Consider the following 20,613-nt stretch of genomic DNA (forward strand, 5'->3'; position numbering starts at 1 on the left):
GGATCGGGAAAAATTCGTTAGCTAGACAAGTTTTTATCTGAACCATACCCGCGCCCAATCGTCATCTAAAGTGACTACAGCGCGGGACTACATAAACGTCACGGAGAATCACACTATGAGCACCGAAAGTGCTTCGAGTCGGGGCCGTCTGCTACCGAGCCTGCTCGGCATTCTGCTTCTACTGATGGGCCTGGCCATGCTGGCCGGAGGGGTCAAGCTGAGCATGCTCGGCGGCTCGCTGTACTACCTGCTGGCCGGTATCGGCATCGCCCTGTCCGGCATTCTGTTGCTGCTGCGCCGTCGTGCAGCGCTGGGCCTGTACGCCATTGTGCTGTTCGCCAGCACGGTCTGGGCCCTGTGGGAAGTCGGTCTGGACTGGTGGCAACTGGTGCCGCGCCTGGCCCTGTGGTTCGTCCTCGGCATCGTGATGTTGCTGCCGTGGTTCCGTCGTCCGCTGCTGCTCAATGGCCCGGCGCCGATGGGCACTGGCGGTCTGAGTGTGGCCGTGGTGCTGGCCGGTGTCACCGCTCTGGCCAGCCTGTTCACTCACCCGGGTGAAACCTTTGGTGAACTGGGCCGCGACACCGCGGACATGACCAGCACCGCACCGCAAATGCCTGATGGCGACTGGCAGGCCTATGGCCGCACCGAATTCGGTGACCGCTACTCGCCGCTGAAGCAGATCACCCCGGCCAACGTCGGCAAGCTGCAAGAAGCCTGGCGCATCCAGACCGGCGACCTGCCGACGGCCGATGACCCGGTCGAGCTGACCAACGAAAACACCCCGCTCAAAGCCAACGGCATGCTCTATGCCTGTACCGCGCACAGCAAAGTGCTGGCGCTGGACCCGGACACCGGCAAGGAAATCTGGCGCTTCGACCCGCAGATCAAGAGCCCGGTGGGTTTCAAGGGCTTCGCCCACATGACCTGCCGTGGCGTGTCGTACTACGACGAAGCGGCTTACGCCAAGTCTGAAAACGCCGCGTCCGCCGTCATCTCCGAAGCCGGCAAAGCCGTTGCTCAGGCCTGCCCGCGTCGCCTGTACCTGCCAACCGCCGATGCCCGTCTGATCGCTCTGAACGCCGACACCGGCAAGATCTGCGAAGGCTTCGGCAACAACGGCGTGGTCGACCTGACCCAAGGCATCGGCCCGTTCACCGCCGGTGGCTACTACTCCACCTCGCCGGCGGCGATTACCCGTGATCTGGTGATCATGGGCGGTCACGTCACGGACAACGAATCGACCAACGAGCCATCGGGCGTAATCCGCGCTTTCGATGTGCGCGACGGTCACCTGGTGTGGAACTGGGACAGCGACAAGCCGGACGCCACCGAGCCATTGGCCCCGGGCGAAATCTACAGCCGCAACTCGGCCAACATGTGGTCGCTGGCCAGCGTCGACGAAAAACTCGGCATGGTCTTCCTGCCACTGGGCAACCAGACTCCCGACCAGTGGGGCGCTGACCGCACCCCAGGCGCCGAGAAATTCAGCGCCGGCATCGTCGCCCTCGACCTGGCCACCGGTAAAGTGCGCTGGAACTACCAGTTCACCCACCACGACCTGTGGGACATGGACGTTGGCAGCCAGCCAACCCTGCTCGACATGAAAACCGCCGACGGCGTGAAACCGGCGCTGATCGCCCCGACCAAACAGGGCAGCCTGTACGTCCTCGACCGTCGTGACGGCACGCCGATCATCCCGATCAAGGAAATCCCGGTACCGCAAGGCGCCGTGAAAGGCGACCACACCGCACCGACCCAGGCCCGTTCGGACCTCAACCTGCTGGCCCCGGAACTGACCGAAAAAGCCATGTGGGGCGCCAGCCCGTTCGACCAGATGCTGTGCCGCATCCAATTCAAGGAACTGCGCTACGAAGGCCAATACACGCCTCCGTCGGAACAGGGCAGCCTGATCTACCCGGGTAACGTCGGCGTGTTCAACTGGGGCGGCGTGTCGGTCGACCCGGTTCGCCAAATGCTGTTCACCAGCCCGAACTACATGGCCTTCGTTTCGAAAATGGTGCCACGCGAGAAAGTCGCCGCCGGCAGCAAACGCGAAAGCGAAACTGCTGGCGTGCAACCGAACACCGGCGCGCCCTACGCGGTGATCATGCACCCGTTCATGTCGCCACTGGGCGTACCGTGCCAGGCCCCGGCCTGGGGCTACGTTGCCGGTATCGACCTGACCACCGGTAAAGTCGTGTGGAAACGCAAGAACGGCACCAGCCGCGACAGCTCGCCAATCCCGATCGGCTTCACCCTGGGCGTGCCAAGCATGGGCGGCTCGATGGTGACTGCCGGCGGCGTCGGCTTCCTCAGCGGTACCCTTGACCAGTACCTGCGCGCCTACGACGTGAACACCGGTAAAGAACTGTGGAAATCGCGTCTGCCGGCCGGCGGTCAAGCGACTCCGATGACCTACACCGGCAAGGACGGCAAGCAATACGTCCTGCTCGTGGTGGGCGGTCACGGCTCGCTGGGCACCAAGATGGGTGACTACGTGATTGCGTACAAACTGCCGGAATAAGTTTTAGCGGCGGTAATAGAAAGGCGATGCTCCGTGAGGGGCATCGCCTTTTTTGTGCACACCCAATATCCCTGTAGGAGCTGCCGAAGGCTGCGATCTTTTGACTTTGATTTTTAAAAGCCAGATCAAAAGATCGCAGCCTTCGGCAGCTCCTACAGGAAAATGTGCTGGTCTATGGGAAATGTGTTCGTCCTACAAATGCTGGTGATTGCACGGAGTTTTCCGACAGGTCGCGTCGGTTGTGCCTCGGAAGTTGGCTGGATAGGCTCTGGTGGTCGCTGGAAATTCAGCGGCCGGGCGTCGCGGCCCGAGCAATCCATTCGATTTGATGCATAATCGCCAGCCCAAACGGGAGCGCTCAGGTGCTTTCGTTTGGTTTGATGGTGGCTGTGCGCGGGATACCTTCGGGTATGCCGAGATTGCCGAATGGCTCGGTCCGCGAACCCGCGTACAGCTGCCACCCTCAGTCGCGTCGCGGCGATTGAGAGTGACAGCCCCACTTCTCATTCGGAGCTTCACCATGATCAAACCCACACCCAATCCCCCCGAAACCTCCCCCTACGAATCCCTCGATTCAAAAAAACTCCACGACGCCGCCGAGCGTGCGCTGGATCACTACCTGAAACCCTCCGCCGCCGCGGTGAGATTCCACAAACCCAGCAATATGTTCCAGGTCGCCCCGGACATGGACAACGAAAGCCTGCTGGTCCACGCCTGCGAATCACTGGCTCAAGCCAGCCTCATGACCAGCGATATCGCCGCGTACATCGACATCCCGCAGCGCCGGACGATACTGGCCATTCAGCAAATCATCATGCTCGCCGAACTGGCGGTGAACCGAGTGCTGGATAACCACGAAATCTCGCAATCTCCAACACACAACTAATCCCCTGTGGGAGCGAGCTTGCTCGCGAAGGCGCCAGCACATTCAATATTCAAGGTGCCTGACCCACCGCTTTCGCGAGCAGGCTCGCTCCCACAGGTAAATTGAGTGCATTCAGCCAGAACATGGTCGGCTGTCAGGCCGCCATCGCTGGCAAGCCAGCTCCCACAAAATCAAGATCAAAAGATCGCAGCCTGCGGCAGCTCCTACAGGGAAAATTAAGTACAACCCGCACGCGGCGCATGCCGCCCCACTCAACAGGATGAGCGTTAGCTCGGCTGCAGCTCTTGATCTTGATCCACGGGCGACGTCGGAAGGCTGAGCGGAGGGATTGATCCGGGCGTGGGAGCGCAGCGACCGTTTGGCGCAGCCAAACACAGCGAGAGGAGGTGCAGCGAAGCAAACCGTAGGCGCTGCCCCCGGATCAATCCCGCAGCGAAGGGACCCCGAGCCCCAGCGAGCGGGCCGAACGCAGGAGCAAGCCTTTTTTTGCTTACTTTTTTGAGGCGTTTGTCAAAAAAGTGAGTCGCCGTAAGGGCGAAACCCTAAGTCGCCGTTACCAAAAAAACGGATATACACCCAAAACCCCAAGAACCTGGTCGGCCCAAAGGCCGCCAAGCCCAAAGCGTGACGCCTGTCAAAACCCTGAACACACAAGCAGAAACACCGCCCCCCATTGAAACCACCCCAAGCCTGCCCCATCTAAGACCCATACCCCATTGCGCAGGTGCCCCAATGAGCGACCAGCAAGAATTCCCGGACAACCCCGACGACTACACCGAAGCCGAACACATCGAACACCATTCCACCGGCAAAGGCCTCGCCCTGCCCGGCCAGAACCTGCCGGACAAGGTCTACGTCATCCCGATCCACAACCGCCCGTTCTTCCCGGCCCAAGTGCTGCCGGTCATCGTCAACGAAGAACCCTGGGCCGAAACCCTCGATCTGGTCAGTAAATCCGAACACCACTCCCTGGCCCTGTTCTTCATGGACACGCCCCAGGAAGACCCGCGCCACTTCAACACCAAAGCCCTGCCGGAATACGGCACGCTGGTGAAGGTGCACCACGCCAGCCGCGAAAACGGCAAACTGCAATTTGTCGCCCAAGGCCTGAGCCGCGTACGCATCAAAACCTGGCTCAAGCACCACCGCCCGCCGTATCTGGTCGAAGTCGAATACCCGCACCAGCCCACCGAGCCGACCGACGAGGTCAAGGCCTACGGCATGGCGCTGATCAACGCGATCAAGGAACTGCTGCCGCTCAACCCGCTGTACAGCGAAGAGCTGAAGAACTACCTCAATCGCTTCAGCCCCAACGATCCGTCGCCGCTGACCGACTTCGCCGCCGCCCTCACGTCGGCGACAGGCAATGAGCTGCAGGAAGTGCTCGACTGCGTGCCGATGCTCAAGCGCATGGAAAAAGTCCTGCCGATGCTGCGCAAGGAAGTCGAAGTCGCGCGCCTGCAAAAAGAGATCTCCGCCGAGGTCAACCGCAAGATCGGCGAGCATCAGCGCGAGTTCTTCCTGAAAGAACAACTCAAGGTCATCCAGCAGGAACTCGGCCTGACCAAGGACGACCGCAGCGCCGACCTTGAACAGTTCGAACAACGCCTGGAAGGCAAAGTCCTGCCGGCGCAGGTGCAAAAGCGCCTTGAAGAAGAAATGAACAAACTGTCGATCCTCGAAACCGGATCGCCGGAATACGCGGTCACCCGCAACTACCTCGACTGGGCGACCTCGGTGCCGTGGGGCGTGTACGGCGAGGATAAACTCGACCTCAAGCACGCACGCAAGGTGCTCGACAAACACCACGCCGGCCTCGACGACATCAAGGACCGCATCCTCGAATTCCTCGCGGTCGGTGCCTACAAGGGCGAAATCAGTGGCTCGATCGTGCTGCTGGTCGGCCCGCCAGGCGTGGGTAAAACCAGCGTCGGCAAATCCATCGCCGAATCCCTTGGCCGACCGTTCTACCGCTTCAGCCTCGGTGGCATGCGTGACGAAGCCGAGATCAAGGGCCACCGCCGCACCTACATCGGCGCGCAACCGGGCAAACTCGTCCAGGCGTTGAAAGACGTCGAAGTGATGAACCCGGTGATCATGCTCGACGAGATCGACAAAATGGGCCAGAGCTACCAGGGCGACCCGGCCTCGGCGCTGCTGGAAACCCTCGACCCGGAACAGAACGTCGAATTCCTCGACCACTACCTTGACCTGCGCATGGACCTGTCGAAAGTCCTGTTCGTATGCACCGCCAACACCCTGGATTCGATCCCCGGGCCGTTGCTGGACCGCATGGAAGTGATTCGCCTGTCGGGCTACATCACCGAAGAAAAAGTCGCCATCGCCAAGCGTCACCTGTGGCCGAAGCTGTTGGAAAAGGCCGGCGTGTCCAAAGGCAGTCTGAGCATCAGCGACAGCGCGCTCAAGGCCTTGATCGACGGTTACGCCCGTGAAGCCGGGGTGCGCCAACTGGAAAAACAGATGGGCAAACTGGTACGCAAAGCGGTGATGAAGCTGATTGAGGACCCGAAAGCGGTGATCAAGCTCGGGCCGAAAGACCTCGAAGCCTCGCTGGGTCATCCCGTGTTCCGCAACGAACAAGTGCTGTCCGGCACCGGTGTGATCACCGGTCTGGCCTGGACCAGCATGGGCGGCGCCACCCTGCCGATCGAAGCCACACGCATTCACACGCTCAATCGCGGTTTCAAACTCACCGGGCAACTGGGCGATGTAATGAAAGAGTCGGCGGAAATCGCCTACAGCTACGTCAGCTCGCACCTGAAGTCGTTCGGCGGCGATCCGAAATTCTTCGACGAAGCCTTCGTCCACCTGCACGTGCCGGAAGGTGCCACACCAAAGGACGGCCCGAGCGCCGGCGTGACCATGGCCAGCGCCCTGCTCTCGCTCGCCCGCAATCAGCCGCCGAAAAAAGGCGTGGCGATGACCGGTGAACTGACTCTGACCGGGCATGTGCTGCCGATTGGCGGGGTGCGTGAAAAGGTCATCGCGGCGCGGCGGCAGAAGATCTTCGAACTGATCCTGCCGGAGCCGAACCGGGGCAACTTCGAGGAATTGCCGGATTACCTGAAGGAAGGGCTTACCGTGCACTTCGCCAAGCGTTTTGCGGATGTGGCGAAAGTGCTGTTCTGACAGAGCTTTAGCGCCTGACCTGACGCTATCGCTGGCAAGCCAGCTCCCACAGTGTTCGAGGTGTTCACAAATCCTGTGTTCACCACAATCCCTGTGGGAGCTGGCTTGCCAGCGATGGCGTCAGTTCTGATAACACTGGCCTGCCCGACTGTCACACTTTGTCTCATCTTCAGTTATGCTCGCCGTTCGTCGTCAACGCCGGAGCCACTGAGCCTATGTCCCCCACTCGCCTGTTTATCCCCCTCGCCCTTTCTCTGCTGGCGGCCTGCGCCACGCAACCGAAACAGAACGTGACCGTGGAAAAACAGAGCGAATGCCCCGTGCGTCTCACCAACGGACAACACCTGATTGTGATGCTGCCGAGCAATCCCACCACCGGTTACCGCTGGGCGATTCAGGACTCGGCCGGCGGTGTGCTGCGCGCGCTCAGCCCCGAGGTCTACAGCAGTCCGAAAGACTCGGGGATGGTCGGTGCGGGCGGATTCTCCACCTGGCGCTTTCAGGCCTTCGCTACCGGCACCGGGCGCCTGCGCCTGACCTCGCAGCAACCTTGGGAACCGGAAGTTGAACCGGCAGAAACCTTCGACTGCGCGATTTCGGTGAACTGATCGTGGGCTGGCTGATTCTGGCACTGATGGGCGCGGCGACATTTCTCTACGGCGTCAGCACCCATGCGGCGCTGCTGTGCCTGTTGGTCAAACCGTTGCCGGTGCTGGCGCTGCTCGGCTGGCTGCACGATGCGCCGCCCAGCGACTATCGGCGCTGGATCAGCCTCGGTCTGATTTTTTCTCTGCTCGGTGACGTGTTGCTGGCGTGGCCGGGGGATCTGTTTGTGTTTGGCCTGGGGGCGTTTCTGGTGGCGCATCTGGCGTACCTCAAGGCCTACCTCAGCGATTGCAAACGACTGGCGCTGTTGCCGCTGGTGCTGGCGCTCGGCGTTGGCGCAGCGCTGCTGGGGATGCTGATTTCCAGTGGCCTGGGGCCGTTGCTGGTGCCGGTGGTCGTCTATGGCACCGCGATCAGCGCCATGCTCTGGCGCGCCCTTGCCCGCCTCGGCACCGACGTGCCCAAGCGCTCGGCGCTGCTGGCGGCGGCGGGTGCGCTGGCGTTCGTGTTTTCAGACAGTGTGATTGGTATTGATCGTTTCGTATCGCCATTTCACGCGGCGCCGTACGTGATCATCCTCAGTTACTGGCTGGGGCAGTGGGGGATCGCCGCTTCGGCGTTTTCCGTGAAACACCGCTAATTTTGTAGTGAGGGGATTTATCCCCGATGGGCTGCGCAGCGGCCCCGAAAGTTGTCATTCAGTTATGTCAGACAGACCGCAGCCACAGGTTTTGGGGCTGCTTCGCAGCCCATCGGGGATAAATCCCCTCGCCACGTCGGACAACCCAAGCATCCCAGCGCCACTTTGGCTAAAATGCCGGCCTTTTCCATCGACACCGCCGGAACCGCCGTGAGCAAAGAACCCGATCGCATTTTCGCCCAGCCGATGGCCCAGGTGCCTGACTTCGCCTTCAACGAGGACGTGGTGCGGGTGTTCCCGGACATGATCAAGCGTTCGGTGCCGGGTTACCCGACCATCGTCGAAAACCTCGGCGTGCTCGCGGCGCAATTCGCCCAACCGAACAGCGTTCTGTACGACCTCGGTGCTTCGCTCGGCGCCGTGACTCAGGCCCTGCGCCGTCACGTGCGTACCGAGGGTTGCCGGGTGATCGCGGTGGATAACTCGGCGGCGATGGTCGAACGCTGCCGCGAGTACCTCAACGGTCAGGATTCGATGTTCCAGGAGTTGCTGCCGGTCGAAGTGATCGAAGGCGACATTCTCGCGCTCGAGTTCAAACCGGCCTCGGTGGTGGCACTGAACTTCACCCTGCAATTCATCGCCCCGGAGCAGCGCACCGCGTTGCTCTCGCGTATTCGCCAGTCGCTGCTGCCCGGCGGCGCGCTGATTCTGTCGGAGAAGCTGCGCTTCAACGATGCCGAAGAACACGCGCTGCTGACCGATCTGCACGTCGCGTTCAAACGCGCCAACGGCTACAGCGAACTGGAAATCGCCCAGAAGCGCAGCGCCATCGAAAACGTCATGAAGCCCGACAGCCTCGAAGAACACCGCGAACGCCTGCTGGCCGCCGGGTTCTCGAAAGTCGTGCCGTGGTTCCAGTGTCTTAACTTTGCCTCGTTGATTGCCTTGCCATGATTGATCTGTCCCCCCTCGCCCGCCGTCTGGCCGGCACACCGCTGGCCGACTGGGCCAACACCCTGCAAGGGCAACTCGACAAGAAAATGGAGAAAGGTCACGGCGATCTGGAGCGCTGGCAGAGCGCGCTGGACGCTCTGCCGAAGATCCAGCCGACCGAAGTCGACCTGCTCGACGGCCTGAAACTGGACACCGATTGCGACGACGAAACCCGCGCACAAATGCGCACCGCGCTGATGGGCCTGTCGCCGTGGCGCAAGGGGCCGTTCGACCTGTTCGGCGTGCACGTCGACACCGAATGGCGCTCGGACTGGAAGTGGTCGCGGGTCGTCCCGCATCTGGACCTGAAGGGCAAACGCGTCCTCGACGTCGGTTGCGGCAACGGCTACTACATGTGGCGCATGCTCGGCGCCGGTGCCGACAGCGTGATCGGCGTCGATCCGAACTGGCTGTTTTTCTGCCAGTTCCAGGCGGTGCAGCGTTATCTGTCAGAGCCGAATGCCTGGCACCTGCCGTTTCCGTTCGAAGACCTGCCGCCGAACCTGGAAGGCTTCGACACGGTGTTCTCCATGGGCGTGTTCTACCATCGCCGTTCGCCGATCGAGCATTTGCTGGCGCTCAAGGATTGCCTGGTCAAGGGTGGTGAGCTGGTGCTGGAAACGCTGGTGGTTGAAGGCGACAAGCATCAGGTGCTGGTGCCGGAAGACCGCTACGCACAGATGCGCAACGTGTGGTTCCTGCCGTCGGTGCCGGCGCTGGAGTTATGGCTGCGCCGGGCAGGCTTCACCGACATCCGCTGCGTGGACGTCAGCACCACGACGGTTGAAGAACAGCGCGGTACCGAGTGGATGAAGTATCAGTCGCTGAGCGACTTCCTCGATCCCGAAGATCACAGCAAGACCATCGAAGGGTTGCCGGCGCCGATGCGGGCGGTGATTGTCGCTCGCAAATAAAGCAGAATCTAAAGATCGCAGCCTTCGGCAGCTCCTACATCGATCCCTGTAGGAGCTGCCGAAGGCTGCGATCTTTTGATCTTAATCCCGGTTTGCCCGCCGCGCCCTGAAGAATTCGGTCAACACCGCCCCACACTCCTCCGCCAGCACCCCGCCTTCATACAACACCCGGTGATTCAAAAAGCCCTGGGTGAAGAACTGCCCCTGACTCTGCACAATCCCGGCCTTGGGCTCCAGTGCGCCATACACCACGCGAGCAACCCGCGAATGCACAATCAACCCGGCGCACATGCTGCACGGTTCCAGCGTCACGTACAGCGTGCTGCCCGGCAGGCGATAGTTGCTGACGGCCTGGGCGGCGGCGCGGATCGCGACCATTTCCGCGTGGGCACTCGGGTCGCTGGTGGTGATCGGGCAGTTGTAGCCGCGACCGATGATTTCACCGTCCTGCACCAGCACTGCACCCACCGGCACTTCGCCGAGGGCGGCACCTTGTGCCGCCAACGCCAGGGCTTCGCGCATGAAATCGCGGTCACGGCTGCGGTCGATGATCGCGGCGGGGCGAATCTGGCGCATCACTTCACCTCGATAGCGGCCATCAGGCCGGTTTCCATGTGGTCGATCACGTGGCAATGGAACATCCACACCCCCGGGTTATCCGCCACCAGCGCCACTTGCGCACGCTCGTTCTTGCCCAGCAGATAAGTGTCGGTGAAGTACGGCGTGATCTTGTGCCGGTTCGACGCAATCACCTTGAAGCTCATGCCGTGCAAGTGGATCGGGTGCTGATACTGGGTCATGTTCTTCAGTTCGAAAATGTAGCTCTGGCCCAGCTTCAGGCTGGCAATCGGCCGATCGGCGCAGGTCTTGTCCGTGATGTCCCAGGCCTTGCCGTTGATCTGCCACAGGCTCGGCGGCTTGCCGTTGTCGACATTCACCGACACCGAACCGACCCATTCGAAATTGAAGTTGAGTTTCTCGGCATTCGCCAGATCCGGCTCGGCCAGCGGGTTGGCGGGCAAGGCTTTCGGCCACGCGGTCGGTGCATCGTTATTGGCCACCGAGCGCAAGGTCCCCAGACGCACCGGGCCGTTGCGCAGCGACAATTCTTCACCGGCCGGCGGCGCCTTGATCGCCAGGCAGATACGCATGCCCGGCCCCAGCCAGTATTCCTTGCCCAACGGCCGCGGCTCGATCGGGTTGCCGTCCAGCGCATAAATCTGCGCTTCGACGCCAGGAATGTTGATGCGATACGTCAGGGTGTTGTCGAGGTTGAGCAAACGCACCCGGGTGATCTGCCCTGCCGGCAACTCGATCACCGGCGACGGCACGCCATTGATGGTCGACAAGCGTCCCGCCGTACCACCACGCGCCGCTTCCCGGGGGATGCTGAATTCGACGAAATTGCCCTGTTCGTCGATGTGCCAGTTCTTCAGGCTCAAAGTCTTTTCGTACTTGAAACCGGTCGGCTCGCGCTCTTCGACGATCAACGGTCCGACCAGCCCGCGCCCCAGCTCTTCGCTGCTGCTGACATGCGGGTGATACCAGTAGCTGCCGGCATCCGGCACGCGGAATTTGTAATCGAAGTATTCACCGGGCAGCACCGGCAATTGCGAGACGTACGGAACGCCGTCCATCTCCAGCGGCAAACGGATGCCGTGCCAGTGAATGGTGGTCGCCACCGGCAGGTGGTTGATGAAACGCACCCGCAGCCACTCGCCCTGACGCACGCGCAACTCGGTGCCCGGCGCCGACGGGCCGAACGCCCACGCCTCGGTCTTGTGCCCCGGCACCAGCTCAACGTCCAGCGGCGCCGCGATCAGCTCATAGTCATGCCCCGCGTCGGCGTCGGCCATCTTGCCCAGCCAGTAACGCGACGCGCCTCCCGCTCCGACACCAACGACAACAAGACCGGCCAGGCCACCGAGGATTTGGCGACGGGTAAAGGACATGAACTCAACTACCTCACAAGTCAACGACAGGCCAGCGGCCTGGAAAAGGCGAATACGATACACCTGCAACTGCGAAACAGTAAGGGCGACGCAGAGACGCACGCCGGATCGCTCATGCATATAACTATGTAGTGCACCTCCCCCGAGCGAACGGCTCATGCTCAATGCCCGTTTCTCAAGGAGTGAGAGTGTATGAATCCGAACCAACGCCGCCCGCAGCCCAATGCCGCCGACAAGGCTGCCCTCAAAGCCATCGCCACCCGCCTTATCCAGACGTGCCCCAGCCTGCAAGACACCGCTCATGACGTTGCGTCTGACTTGCTGAAAAAATACGGCATCACCGGCCTTGATCCGGACCAGGTGTATTTCCATCGCTTCGCCGAGGCCCAAAGCAGTTCGAAAGCCTTTACGGGGTGGGAGCATGTCCATGCAACGCCAACGTCCTCCATGACGCTGACCCAGTTGGTCATTCACCGCTTTCGCGTCGCCGATCAGGACAATGCCGATCTGCTCGACGTGTATGCCGGTTTCTATACCGCAGGTCCCAATCCAGGCACGTTCGACGAACGCAACGAAGTGCGCCTGCACGGTAACGAGGTGTTGCGGGACTTCTGGAGCATTGACTTCAGCTCGCTGTACAACGAACGGCTGACGACGTTCTGGGACGGTTCCGGCACCGACTTCCGCACCCTGGCCAAGTGCAACTTCCTCATCAGCGCCCTTCGGGCAAGGGACAAGCGCCAGTTGAGCGATGAGGATTTCCAGTTCGTCACCGAAGCGGCCATTGGCCCGATCACCTGGCCGGTCAGTCTGCAATTGTTGCAAACACAGTCCCCGGGCACTGACTGTGTTCGTACCCTGGATGTCGCCGGCTACGTGGCCACCAACGTCCTTCGTTTTATCGCGCCCAAGGGCCGGCAAATCGTCTATCTGCCCGGCGAAACCGATGCCTTCCAGACGTTGGAAACGGCCACCGACATGCACTTCTGGATGTTGCAGCGGATGAACAAGGACGCAACGCGTCAGGTGTTCATGTCGCATTTCTGCCTGGCTGATCGACAACGTATTGCAGAGGACATTACCGGTCTGATGAATCGCCTGGTCAGCACCTGGGGCAAATACGACCATCATTTGATCAACCAGGAAAACCGGATCATTCGCGGCGACGTTTTCAGCTGGCTGCGAGACTCGACCCAAAGCGCGATGTTCGCCGAGGCCGCACTGTCACTGACCTCCAATGGCGATCTACGAAAAAAGCTGTGGATCGGTTACCTCAGCGCCGGTGTGAAAGTACTTGGCCCGATGGCAGTCGTCGGCTGGCCCATTGCACTGCCGGTGATCGGCGCCAGCATCGCCAATCTGGGGTTGAACATTGATCAGGCCGTCAACGCCAGGACCGCCGAAGAGCGCAAGGCGGGCATCCTCGGCGCGGTACTGAGCGGTATCGACATGCTGTTCAACTTGCTCGTCCTCAAAGGCCCTGGTTCGCTCGAAGAAGTCGGCCCCGAAATCGATGCCGCCGAAGCGAAAGAAATGTCTGATCTGAAGGAGACGACACAACCGGCCAAAGCTTCCGGGCCGACACAGAGCGAAGCCAGCGTTGAAACGCCGGCCAGTCCCGAATCGACGGTGAAGGTGCCGCAAAGCTTCAAAATCGATGTGCCACTGAGCGAAGACACACTGATTCGCGAACCGGGAAAATTTCAGGGTACCTATCGGCTTTCTTCCAACCCTTCATCCGCGATCAAGCTCAACGACAGTGCGTACTACGTGCGTTACGAAGCCAATTTAAATGGCCGAGGTCATTGGGCGATCATCGATCCGGCCAATCCCGATGCGTTTTCCGGCTCCATTCCAGTGCGATTGAGCCCTGCGGGCCAATGGGAAATCGTTCCGCGACTTGGGCTGAAGGGCGGCATGATCCTGCCGTCCGCTCCCGGTGCGGCTGCAACCAGTGCGCCCGCCGTCGAAGAATGGGCACGAATACCGGGTATTCATGTGCCCGGCCTCGAAGACCCGCAAATGAGGTCTTGGGCACTCGGCGGCCCCGATGTGCGCAATCTGTACAGGCGCATGTGGACCCTCGGCGACATCGACGTACGCAGTGTCGTCGGTATCGATGAAAATACCGTTGGCAACCGCAGTGTGATGATGTCCCCGACCGACGAGTTCACGGAGTCCTTGAGCGAATTCGAACTGGATCAGGAAGAGCCCCGCAACACGCTAATCAGCGATGCGCGAGCCTACTACGAGCTCAATCCACCGACGCCTCGCCTCGCGGCACCGGCACGGGTGATTAATACGACAACCGACCTGCTCGACATTGCCTTTGCGGAAAAGCCGGGACTGATCGTTGGCGAGCATCGCGGCAGTATCGGCAGCAAACAGTTCCTGATCGAAAACATGCCCGCCTTGGCTCACCGTGGCGTGAAGACCCTGTACTTGCAGGAACTGCTGGCCAACGTCAATCAGCTCGACCTCGACACCTTTGCCAGAACCGGCGAAATACCCGAAGAGCTGGAAAACTATCTGAGAAAACTCGACATCAAGGCCGGTAACGATCCCGAGGGCAATTTCAATCTGCTGGCCTTGGTCAAGTCTGCCAATGCCCAGCGCATCCGCGTTCAAGCCATCGACATGACAACGACCTACAACATCAATGAAGACCTCCTTATCCGAAATCCAGACAGCTTGATGATGAGGAAGTTTTTTGCCAGCGAAGTCATCCGGTTCAATGAAGAATCAAAAGGGCCGGCCAAATGGATTGCCTTGGTTGATCAGGAACACATGACAAGTTTCAGAGGCTATCAGGGTATCAGCGAACAGACCGACGCCATGAGCGTACGCATCAATGACGTGACACCCGGTCAGGCACAGCCCATCGGCGCCGATCCCGGATTAGCGGTGGAGTACGCAGACTATCCGGACTCGCCTGTCGAGGAAGAAGGGTCGGATATCACTGGCTTCGACCATATCCGAGACAGCATCAAAGGCGACTGGCGTGTACAAATGCAAACCCCGTGGGCCTACCGAACGCCACAAGATCTTCGCGCGTTGTTGCCGGAACCGGGAATGTTCACCTTTCAACGGTACAGAAGCAGCATCCTCGTGGTTTATCGCAACGCCAACCATCAAATGGCGGACAGCGTGATCAGAATGACTCCGGGCGGCAGGATGAATCTGGACACTCCGCTCGGGCCAATCCACGATTCCATGACGGTGGATAACTTCGCTGAACTGAAACAGGCATTGATCGAAAAAGGCCTGCAGCCGATGGGCTGGCCTGAAGTCGCTGGCGAAGCACAAGGCGTGACATCGGTGCTGGAGGAACTTGCGCAAGTGCGTCCCGAGATTCAACGACCGACTCCACCCGAGCACTGGCAAGCCAATGAACTGCTGGAAGGGAATACGCCCGGCAGCGAACCCGGAAAGTTTCAGGGTATCTATCGCCTCAATGCCAATCCGTCCGCTGCCATCATGCTCAATGACACCGCGTATTACGTGCGTTACGAAGCCGATATCAACGGCGGTGGGCATTGGTCGATCATCGACCCGGCGAACCCCGAGCGCTTTTCAAATTCAATCCCGGTGCGTCTGAACGCCGAGGGAGAATGGGAAACGATGCCTCGCGGCGGACTCAGGGGCGGTGGCAAGACATCCCCGACTCAGGGGGCCAGCTCGACCGGCATGGCCGAGCGTGGCATGACACCGCTACCGGTATCGCAATACGATATGCCGCCGCAACTGAAGTCGGCGTTGAAAAAAGGCGCCGCCGGAACTGACACCGACGCACTGCGTGATGCATACGACAGCCTGAGAGAGTCCGATCCTTACCGGGACTTCAAAGCCGTCAGAAAACGCCTCTATCGAGATGCCTTGCGCTTCTATCGCGAACTCGAGCTTCCCCGACGCCCGCCCGCACCCGCGCTGAATCACGATGCCAGCGCCGGAGAGATCGTCGAAAAGCTTCTCGAACATGCCCGAGGACTGGTTATCGGTGAGTCTCACAGTGAGATCGGCGCTAAACAATGGCTGATCGAAAACATGGAGGTGCTGGCCAGCCACAACGTGAAGACGCTCTACATGGAACACTTGTTGACCGACTTCCATCAGGCCGCGCTGGATTCCTACCTGCAAACCGGACTCATGCCAAAGTCGCTGGAAAGCTACCTGAAGGTGCTTGATATCGGACAAATGACCGACCCCCTTGAACGTTATACGTTTCTTGAAGTGGTCAAGGCGGCAGCAAAACAGCGAATCCATGTGCAGGCGATCGATTGCATGGCGAGCTATAGGCTCAACGGCATGACGCCCATCGCGGGCGAAGAACACTTCGTTGACGAAAACGCGCGACAAAAAATGATGAACTACTTTGCCAGGACGATCATTCGTACCGACCAGACCGCGCGAGGTGCACACAAATGGGTGGCACTGATGGGTAATTCTCACTCCAATACCTTCGAAGGCGTGGCCGGGGTGAGCGAGCTGGAGGAAGCCATCGGTATTCGCGTTGAAGATGTCGCCGAAGGCACCTCTGGCGGAATCGAAATCGACCCTGGAAAAATCCTGCTGGCCGGCGATAGCCTGAAGGGCCGTAGCGCACTGGTTCGGGGAGACTTTCGCCTGCAGATGGAAACGCCGTGGTCTGCCCAGACCATGGCAGAGTTCGAAACGCTGTTGCCTCGTTACGGCATGTACTCATTAAAACAACAACCGCGCATGATTTTTCTGGTACATCGCAGCCGCAGCAAAGAACTGGTCCGCACGCTGATCGAGACCGATGGAGACCGTTTTTATATCGAGCGCCCGAACTGGCCCTCGGTGAGCGGGAAACGCTACGGCAGTATCAGAGAACTGTTACAGGGACTGAACAATATGGGGCTGAGGTTAGCGGGTTGGTCTAAACCGCTTTAATCGGCAAACAAAAAAGCCGTGTGAAATGATTTCACACGGCTTTTGAAGTGCCAGCGTTCAAGCCATCAGACTTGGTGCGGGATCACTCCCACTCAATGGTCGCCGGCGGCTTGCTCGACACGTCGTAGGTAACGCGCGAAATGCCTTCGATTTCATTGATGATGCGGCCGGAGACGGTTTCCAGCAGTTCGTAAGGCAGGTGTGCCCAACGTGCGGTCATGAAGTCGATGGTTTCCACGGCACGCAGGGCCACGACCCAGGCGTAACGACGGCCATCGCCAACCACGCCAACCGATTTCACCGGCTGGAACACCACGAAAGCCTGGCTGACTTTGTGGTACCAGTCGGCCTTGCGCAGTTCTTCGATGAAGATGTGGTCGGCGCGACGCAGCAGGTCGGCGTATTCCTTCTTCACTTCACCGAGGATGCGTACGCCCAGGCCCGGGCCCGGGAACGGGTGACGGTAGACCATGTCGTACGGCAGGCCCAGTTCCAGACCCAGACGACGGACTTCGTCCTTGAACAGTTCGCGCAGGGGCTCGACCAGTTTCAGGTTCATCTCTTCCGGCAGGCCGCCCACGTTGTGGTGCGACTTGATCACGTGCGCCTTGCCGCTTTTCGCGCCAGCCGACTCGATCACGTCCGGGTAGATGGTGCCCTGCGCCAGGTACTTGATGTTGTCCAGCTTGCAGGATTCGGCATCGAACACGTCGATGAAGGTACGGCCGATGATCTTGCGCTTCTTCTCGGGATCGGCTTCGCCAGCCAGGTTGTTGAGGAACTGCTCTTCGGCGTTGGCGCGGATCACCTTGACGCCCATGTTCTCGGCGAACATGGCCATCACTTGCTCGCCTTCGTGCAGACGCAGCAGGCCGTTGTCGACGAAGACGCAGGTCAGCTGATCGCCGATGGCTTTGTGCAGCAGCGCCGCAACCACCGAGGAGTCAACACCGCCGGACAGGCCCAGCAGCACGTTGTCGGTGCCGACCTGTGCGCGGATGTTGGCGATGGCATCTTCAGCGATCTTCGACGGCGTCCACAGGGCTTCACAGCCGCAGATGTCCAGTACGAAGCGCGACAGGATGCGGCCGCCCTGCTTGGTGTGGGTCACTTCCGGGTGGAACTGCACGCCGTAGTAAGCGCGCTCGTCGTTGAACATGCCGGCGATCGGGCAGCTCGGGGTGCTGGCCAGGATGTGGAAGTCTTCCGGCATCTTGGTGACCTTGTCACCGTGGCTCATCCATACGTCGAGGCCGAACAGGCCGTCGGCGTCGATGTGGTCTTCGATGCCGTCGAGCAGGCGGCTCTTGCCGACCACGTCAACGCGGGCGTAACCGAACTCACGCAGTTCGGAACCTTCAACCTTGCCGCCCAGTTGCTCGGCCATGGTCTGCATGCCGTAGCAGATACCGAAGACCGGCACGCCCAGGTCAAACACCGCCTGTGGGCAGCGCGGGCTGTTGGCTTCGTGTACGGACTCGGGGCCGCCGGCGAGGATGACGCCTTTAGGCGCGAATTCGCGGATCGCATCTTCGTCCATGTCGAACGGGTGCAGCTCGCAGTACACGCCGATCTCACGCACGCGGCGGGCGATCAGCTGGGTGTATTGCGAACCGAAGTCGAGGATCAGGATGCGGTGAGCGTGAATGTCGAGGGCCATGATTCAGTCTCGTCTTAAGTAATTCAGAAACAGTCGTGATTCAGAAACAACTCGGGGCTGAATAAAACAGCCCCGGTTGCTTGATGATTTGCTTGAAGCCTCAACCTACGCGGTAGTTTGGCGCTTCTTTGGTGATCTGCACGTCGTGAACGTGGGATTCGGCCATGCCGGCACCGGTGATCCGCACAAACTCAGGTTTGGTGCGCATCTCTTCGATGTTGGCGCTGCCGGTGTAACCCATCGAGGAACGCAGACCGCCCATCAACTGGTGGATGATCGCCGTCAGGGTGCCTTTGTACGGCACGCGGCCTTCGATGCCTTCCGGAACCAGTTTCTCGGCGCCTGCCGAGGAGTCCTGGAAGTAACGGTCGGAAGAACCTTGCGCCTGGGACATGGCGCCCAGCGAACCCATGCCGCGATACGCCTTGTACGAACGGCCCTGGAACAGTTCGATCTCGCCCGGGGCCTCTTCGGTACCGGCAAACATCGAACCCATCATCACGCAGGAAGCACCAGCGACGATGGCCTTGGACAGGTCACCGGAGAACCGGATGCCGCCGTCGGCGATCAACGGCACGCCTGTGCCTTCAAGGGCAGCGGCGACGTTGGCGATGGCACTGATTTGCGGTACGCCGACACCGGCGACGATACGGGTGGTGCAGATCGAGCCAGGGCCGATACCGACTTTGACCGCATCGGCGCCCGCTTCGGCCAGGGCCTTGGCGGCTGCGCCGGTGGCGATGTTGCCGCCGATCACCTGCACTTCAGGGAAATTCTCTTTGACCCAGCGAACGCGGTCGATCACGCCTTTGGAGTGACCGTGCGCGGTGTCGACCACCACCACGTCCACACCGGCGTTGACCAGCGCAGCAACGCGGTCACCGGTGTCTTTACCGGTACCGACGGCAGCGCCCACGCGCAGACGACCTTGATCGTCCTTGCTGGCCAGCGGGTAAGCCTTGGCTTTTTCGATGTCTTTGACGGTCATCATGCCTTTGAGGGCAAACTTGTCGTCGACGATCAGGACTTTTTCCAGGCGGTGCTTGTGCAGCAGCTCGCGGACTTCGTTCTTGTCGGCGCCTTCACGCACGGTGACCAGACGCTCTTTAGGCGTCATCACTTCGCGGACGGTGGCTTCCAGACGGGTTTCAAAGCGTACGTCACGGGAAGTGACGATGCCGACCAGGTCGCCATCGTGCAGCACGGGAACGCCGGAAATGTTGTGCAGGCGGGTCAGTTCGAACAGGTCACGCACCGTGGCATCAGCCTCGATGGTGATCGGATCTTTCACGACGCCGGCTTCGAACTTCTTGACCTTGCGCACTTCGGCAGCTTGCTGCTCGATGGTCATGTTCTTGTGGATGATACCGATACCACCTTCCTGAGCCATGGCGATTGCCAGACGGGCTTCAGTGACGGTGTCCATGGCGGCAGAAACCAGAGGAATATTCAGCTCGATGCCACGGGTAAGGCGGGTCTTGAGACTGACTTCGTTAGGAAGCACCTCGGAATAACCGGGCACTAGGAGAATGTCGTCGAATGTCAGAGCTTCTTGGCTGATACGCAGCATCGCGGGGGCTCCCGAGCGGGAAAATGGAAGCGCGCCATTATAGTCAGACACCCCCTGCTGTTCAATGTAAAACTCAGCTTAATTGATGTACGGGGCCTGCTGTTTTCTGTAGGAGCTGCCGCAGGCTGCGATCTTTNAAACAACGTCAAAAGATCGCAGCCTGCGGCAGCTCCTACACGTTCAAAGTTCGACTTTTACCCAACTGACAGGTTGATCGAGCCAATCGGCGAACTCATCGATAAAGCTCTGCTTGAACCCCGCTTCCAACCAGTTGTTGAAGATGAACCCCAGGTTGGAAAACGCGCATTCCTGCAAGTACAGAAAGCCGTTGATGTCGTCTTCATGCCCGCACTCCGGGCAGGTGAAGTTGTCGGTGCGGCCTGGAAACCAGTCTTCGAGGCTTTCGAACAGCGCTTCGCCGACTTCGCGGCGGCATTCGGCGCAACCGGCCTCCTCGAGAAAGCCTTTGGCCGGCGTGTAGATGCAGCGTTTGACGATGATCTCCAGACCATTGATCGGCTCGCCAAAAGGCAATGCCTCGGGGTGCAGCACTACCGCACGTGCGCCGTCGGCAATCGCGTACGCCATGCGGTTGCCGGTGCGACCGCAGGTGCTCAGCTCTTCCTTGACAATATTCTTGCGTACCAGCCAGCGCAGAATCGCCCGGGCCCGGGGTTCGTGAACCGGCAGGGTGGAGATTTTCGGGACGATGATGCTTTGCGAATTCATGGAAAATCCTGCGGTATGGCTTCTGACGCCTTCGCGGGCAAGCCCGCTCCCACAGGGATATGCATTCCAATG

Annotated in this window: 13 protein-coding genes; 8 read left to right on the plus strand and 5 right to left on the minus strand. The window is 60.2% G+C overall.

The window, feature by feature from the left end; translation table 11 throughout:
• Positions 1 to 115: 115 nt before the first annotated feature.
• The 7 genes from ACTJKS_RS25600 (at position 116) to cmoB (ending at position 9,716) form a co-directional block, all read left to right on the plus strand.
• Positions 116 to 2,527 (plus strand): glucose/quinate/shikimate family membrane-bound PQQ-dependent dehydrogenase, encoded by a 2,412-nt coding sequence (locus ACTJKS_RS25600; protein ID WP_108183705.1) that lies wholly within the window; start codon positions 116 to 118, stop codon positions 2,525 to 2,527.
• 520 nt (positions 2,528 to 3,047) lie between these two features.
• A complete protein-coding gene (locus ACTJKS_RS25605) occupies positions 3,048 to 3,413 on the plus strand; it encodes a DUF6124 family protein (protein WP_108183706.1) in 366 nt (121 codons plus the stop codon).
• 732 nt (positions 3,414 to 4,145) lie between these two features.
• Positions 4,146 to 6,563 (plus strand): endopeptidase La, encoded by a 2,418-nt coding sequence (gene lon / locus ACTJKS_RS25610; protein ID WP_041071865.1) that lies wholly within the window; start codon positions 4,146 to 4,148, stop codon positions 6,561 to 6,563.
• A gap of 215 nt (positions 6,564 to 6,778) precedes the next feature.
• Positions 6,779 to 7,171: a protease inhibitor I42 family protein gene (locus ACTJKS_RS25615; protein ID WP_041071863.1), complete on the plus strand. Its 393-nt coding sequence runs from the start codon at positions 6,779 to 6,781 to the stop codon at positions 7,169 to 7,171.
• Positions 7,172 to 7,173: 2 nt separating this feature from the next.
• Positions 7,174 to 7,809, plus strand: a complete 636-nt coding sequence (locus ACTJKS_RS25620) for a lysoplasmalogenase (protein WP_262948220.1) — start codon at positions 7,174 to 7,176, stop codon at positions 7,807 to 7,809.
• Between the two features lie 174 nt (positions 7,810 to 7,983).
• Positions 7,984 to 8,763, plus strand: coding sequence for a carboxy-S-adenosyl-L-methionine synthase CmoA (gene cmoA / locus ACTJKS_RS25625; RefSeq protein WP_262948221.1), 780 nt, complete (start codon positions 7,984 to 7,986; stop codon positions 8,761 to 8,763).
• Positions 8,760 to 9,716 (plus strand): tRNA 5-methoxyuridine(34)/uridine 5-oxyacetic acid(34) synthase CmoB, encoded by a 957-nt coding sequence (gene cmoB, locus ACTJKS_RS25630; RefSeq protein ID WP_108183708.1) that lies wholly within the window; start codon positions 8,760 to 8,762, stop codon positions 9,714 to 9,716. The genes cmoA and cmoB overlap by 4 nt, the downstream gene beginning before the upstream one ends.
• A gap of 81 nt (positions 9,717 to 9,797) precedes the next feature.
• Here cmoB and tadA read toward each other — a convergent pair whose 3' ends face one another.
• On the minus strand, positions 9,798 to 10,292 hold the full coding sequence (gene tadA / locus ACTJKS_RS25635) for a tRNA adenosine(34) deaminase TadA (protein WP_108183709.1): 495 nt from the start codon (positions 10,290 to 10,292) through the stop codon (positions 9,798 to 9,800).
• Positions 10,292 to 11,668 (minus strand): multicopper oxidase family protein, encoded by a 1,377-nt coding sequence (locus tag ACTJKS_RS25640; protein ID WP_108183710.1) that lies wholly within the window; start codon positions 11,666 to 11,668, stop codon positions 10,292 to 10,294. The genes tadA and ACTJKS_RS25640 overlap by 1 nt, the downstream gene beginning before the upstream one ends.
• Positions 11,669 to 11,860: 192 nt before the next feature.
• On the opposite strand from ACTJKS_RS25640, the gene ACTJKS_RS25645 reads away from it, so the two are divergent.
• Positions 11,861 to 16,582 carry a membrane-targeted effector domain-containing toxin gene (locus tag ACTJKS_RS25645; protein ID WP_108183711.1) on the plus strand — a complete coding sequence of 1,574 codons (4,722 nt, stop codon included), beginning with the start codon at positions 11,861 to 11,863 and terminating at the stop codon, positions 16,580 to 16,582.
• Between the two features lie 82 nt (positions 16,583 to 16,664).
• Here the strand turns inward: ACTJKS_RS25645 and guaA are convergent, their stop codons facing one another.
• The 3 genes from guaA to ACTJKS_RS25660 form a co-directional block, all read right to left on the minus strand.
• A complete protein-coding gene (gene guaA / locus ACTJKS_RS25650) occupies positions 16,665 to 18,242 on the minus strand; it encodes a glutamine-hydrolyzing GMP synthase (RefSeq protein ID WP_041071851.1) in 1,578 nt (525 codons plus the stop codon).
• 100 nt (positions 18,243 to 18,342) lie between these two features.
• Positions 18,343 to 19,812 (minus strand): IMP dehydrogenase, encoded by a 1,470-nt coding sequence (gene guaB / locus ACTJKS_RS25655; protein ID WP_041071849.1) that lies wholly within the window; start codon positions 19,810 to 19,812, stop codon positions 18,343 to 18,345.
• Between the two features lie 180 nt (positions 19,813 to 19,992).
• Positions 19,993 to 20,541, minus strand: a complete 549-nt coding sequence (locus tag ACTJKS_RS25660) for a hypothetical protein (RefSeq protein WP_041071848.1) — start codon at positions 20,539 to 20,541, stop codon at positions 19,993 to 19,995.
• Positions 20,542 to 20,613: the final 72 nt, after the last annotated feature.

This window comes from Pseudomonas sp. 22189 (genome assembly GCF_052045635.1).
Taxonomy (GTDB): Bacteria; Pseudomonadota; Gammaproteobacteria; order Pseudomonadales; family Pseudomonadaceae; genus Aquipseudomonas; species Aquipseudomonas parakoreensis.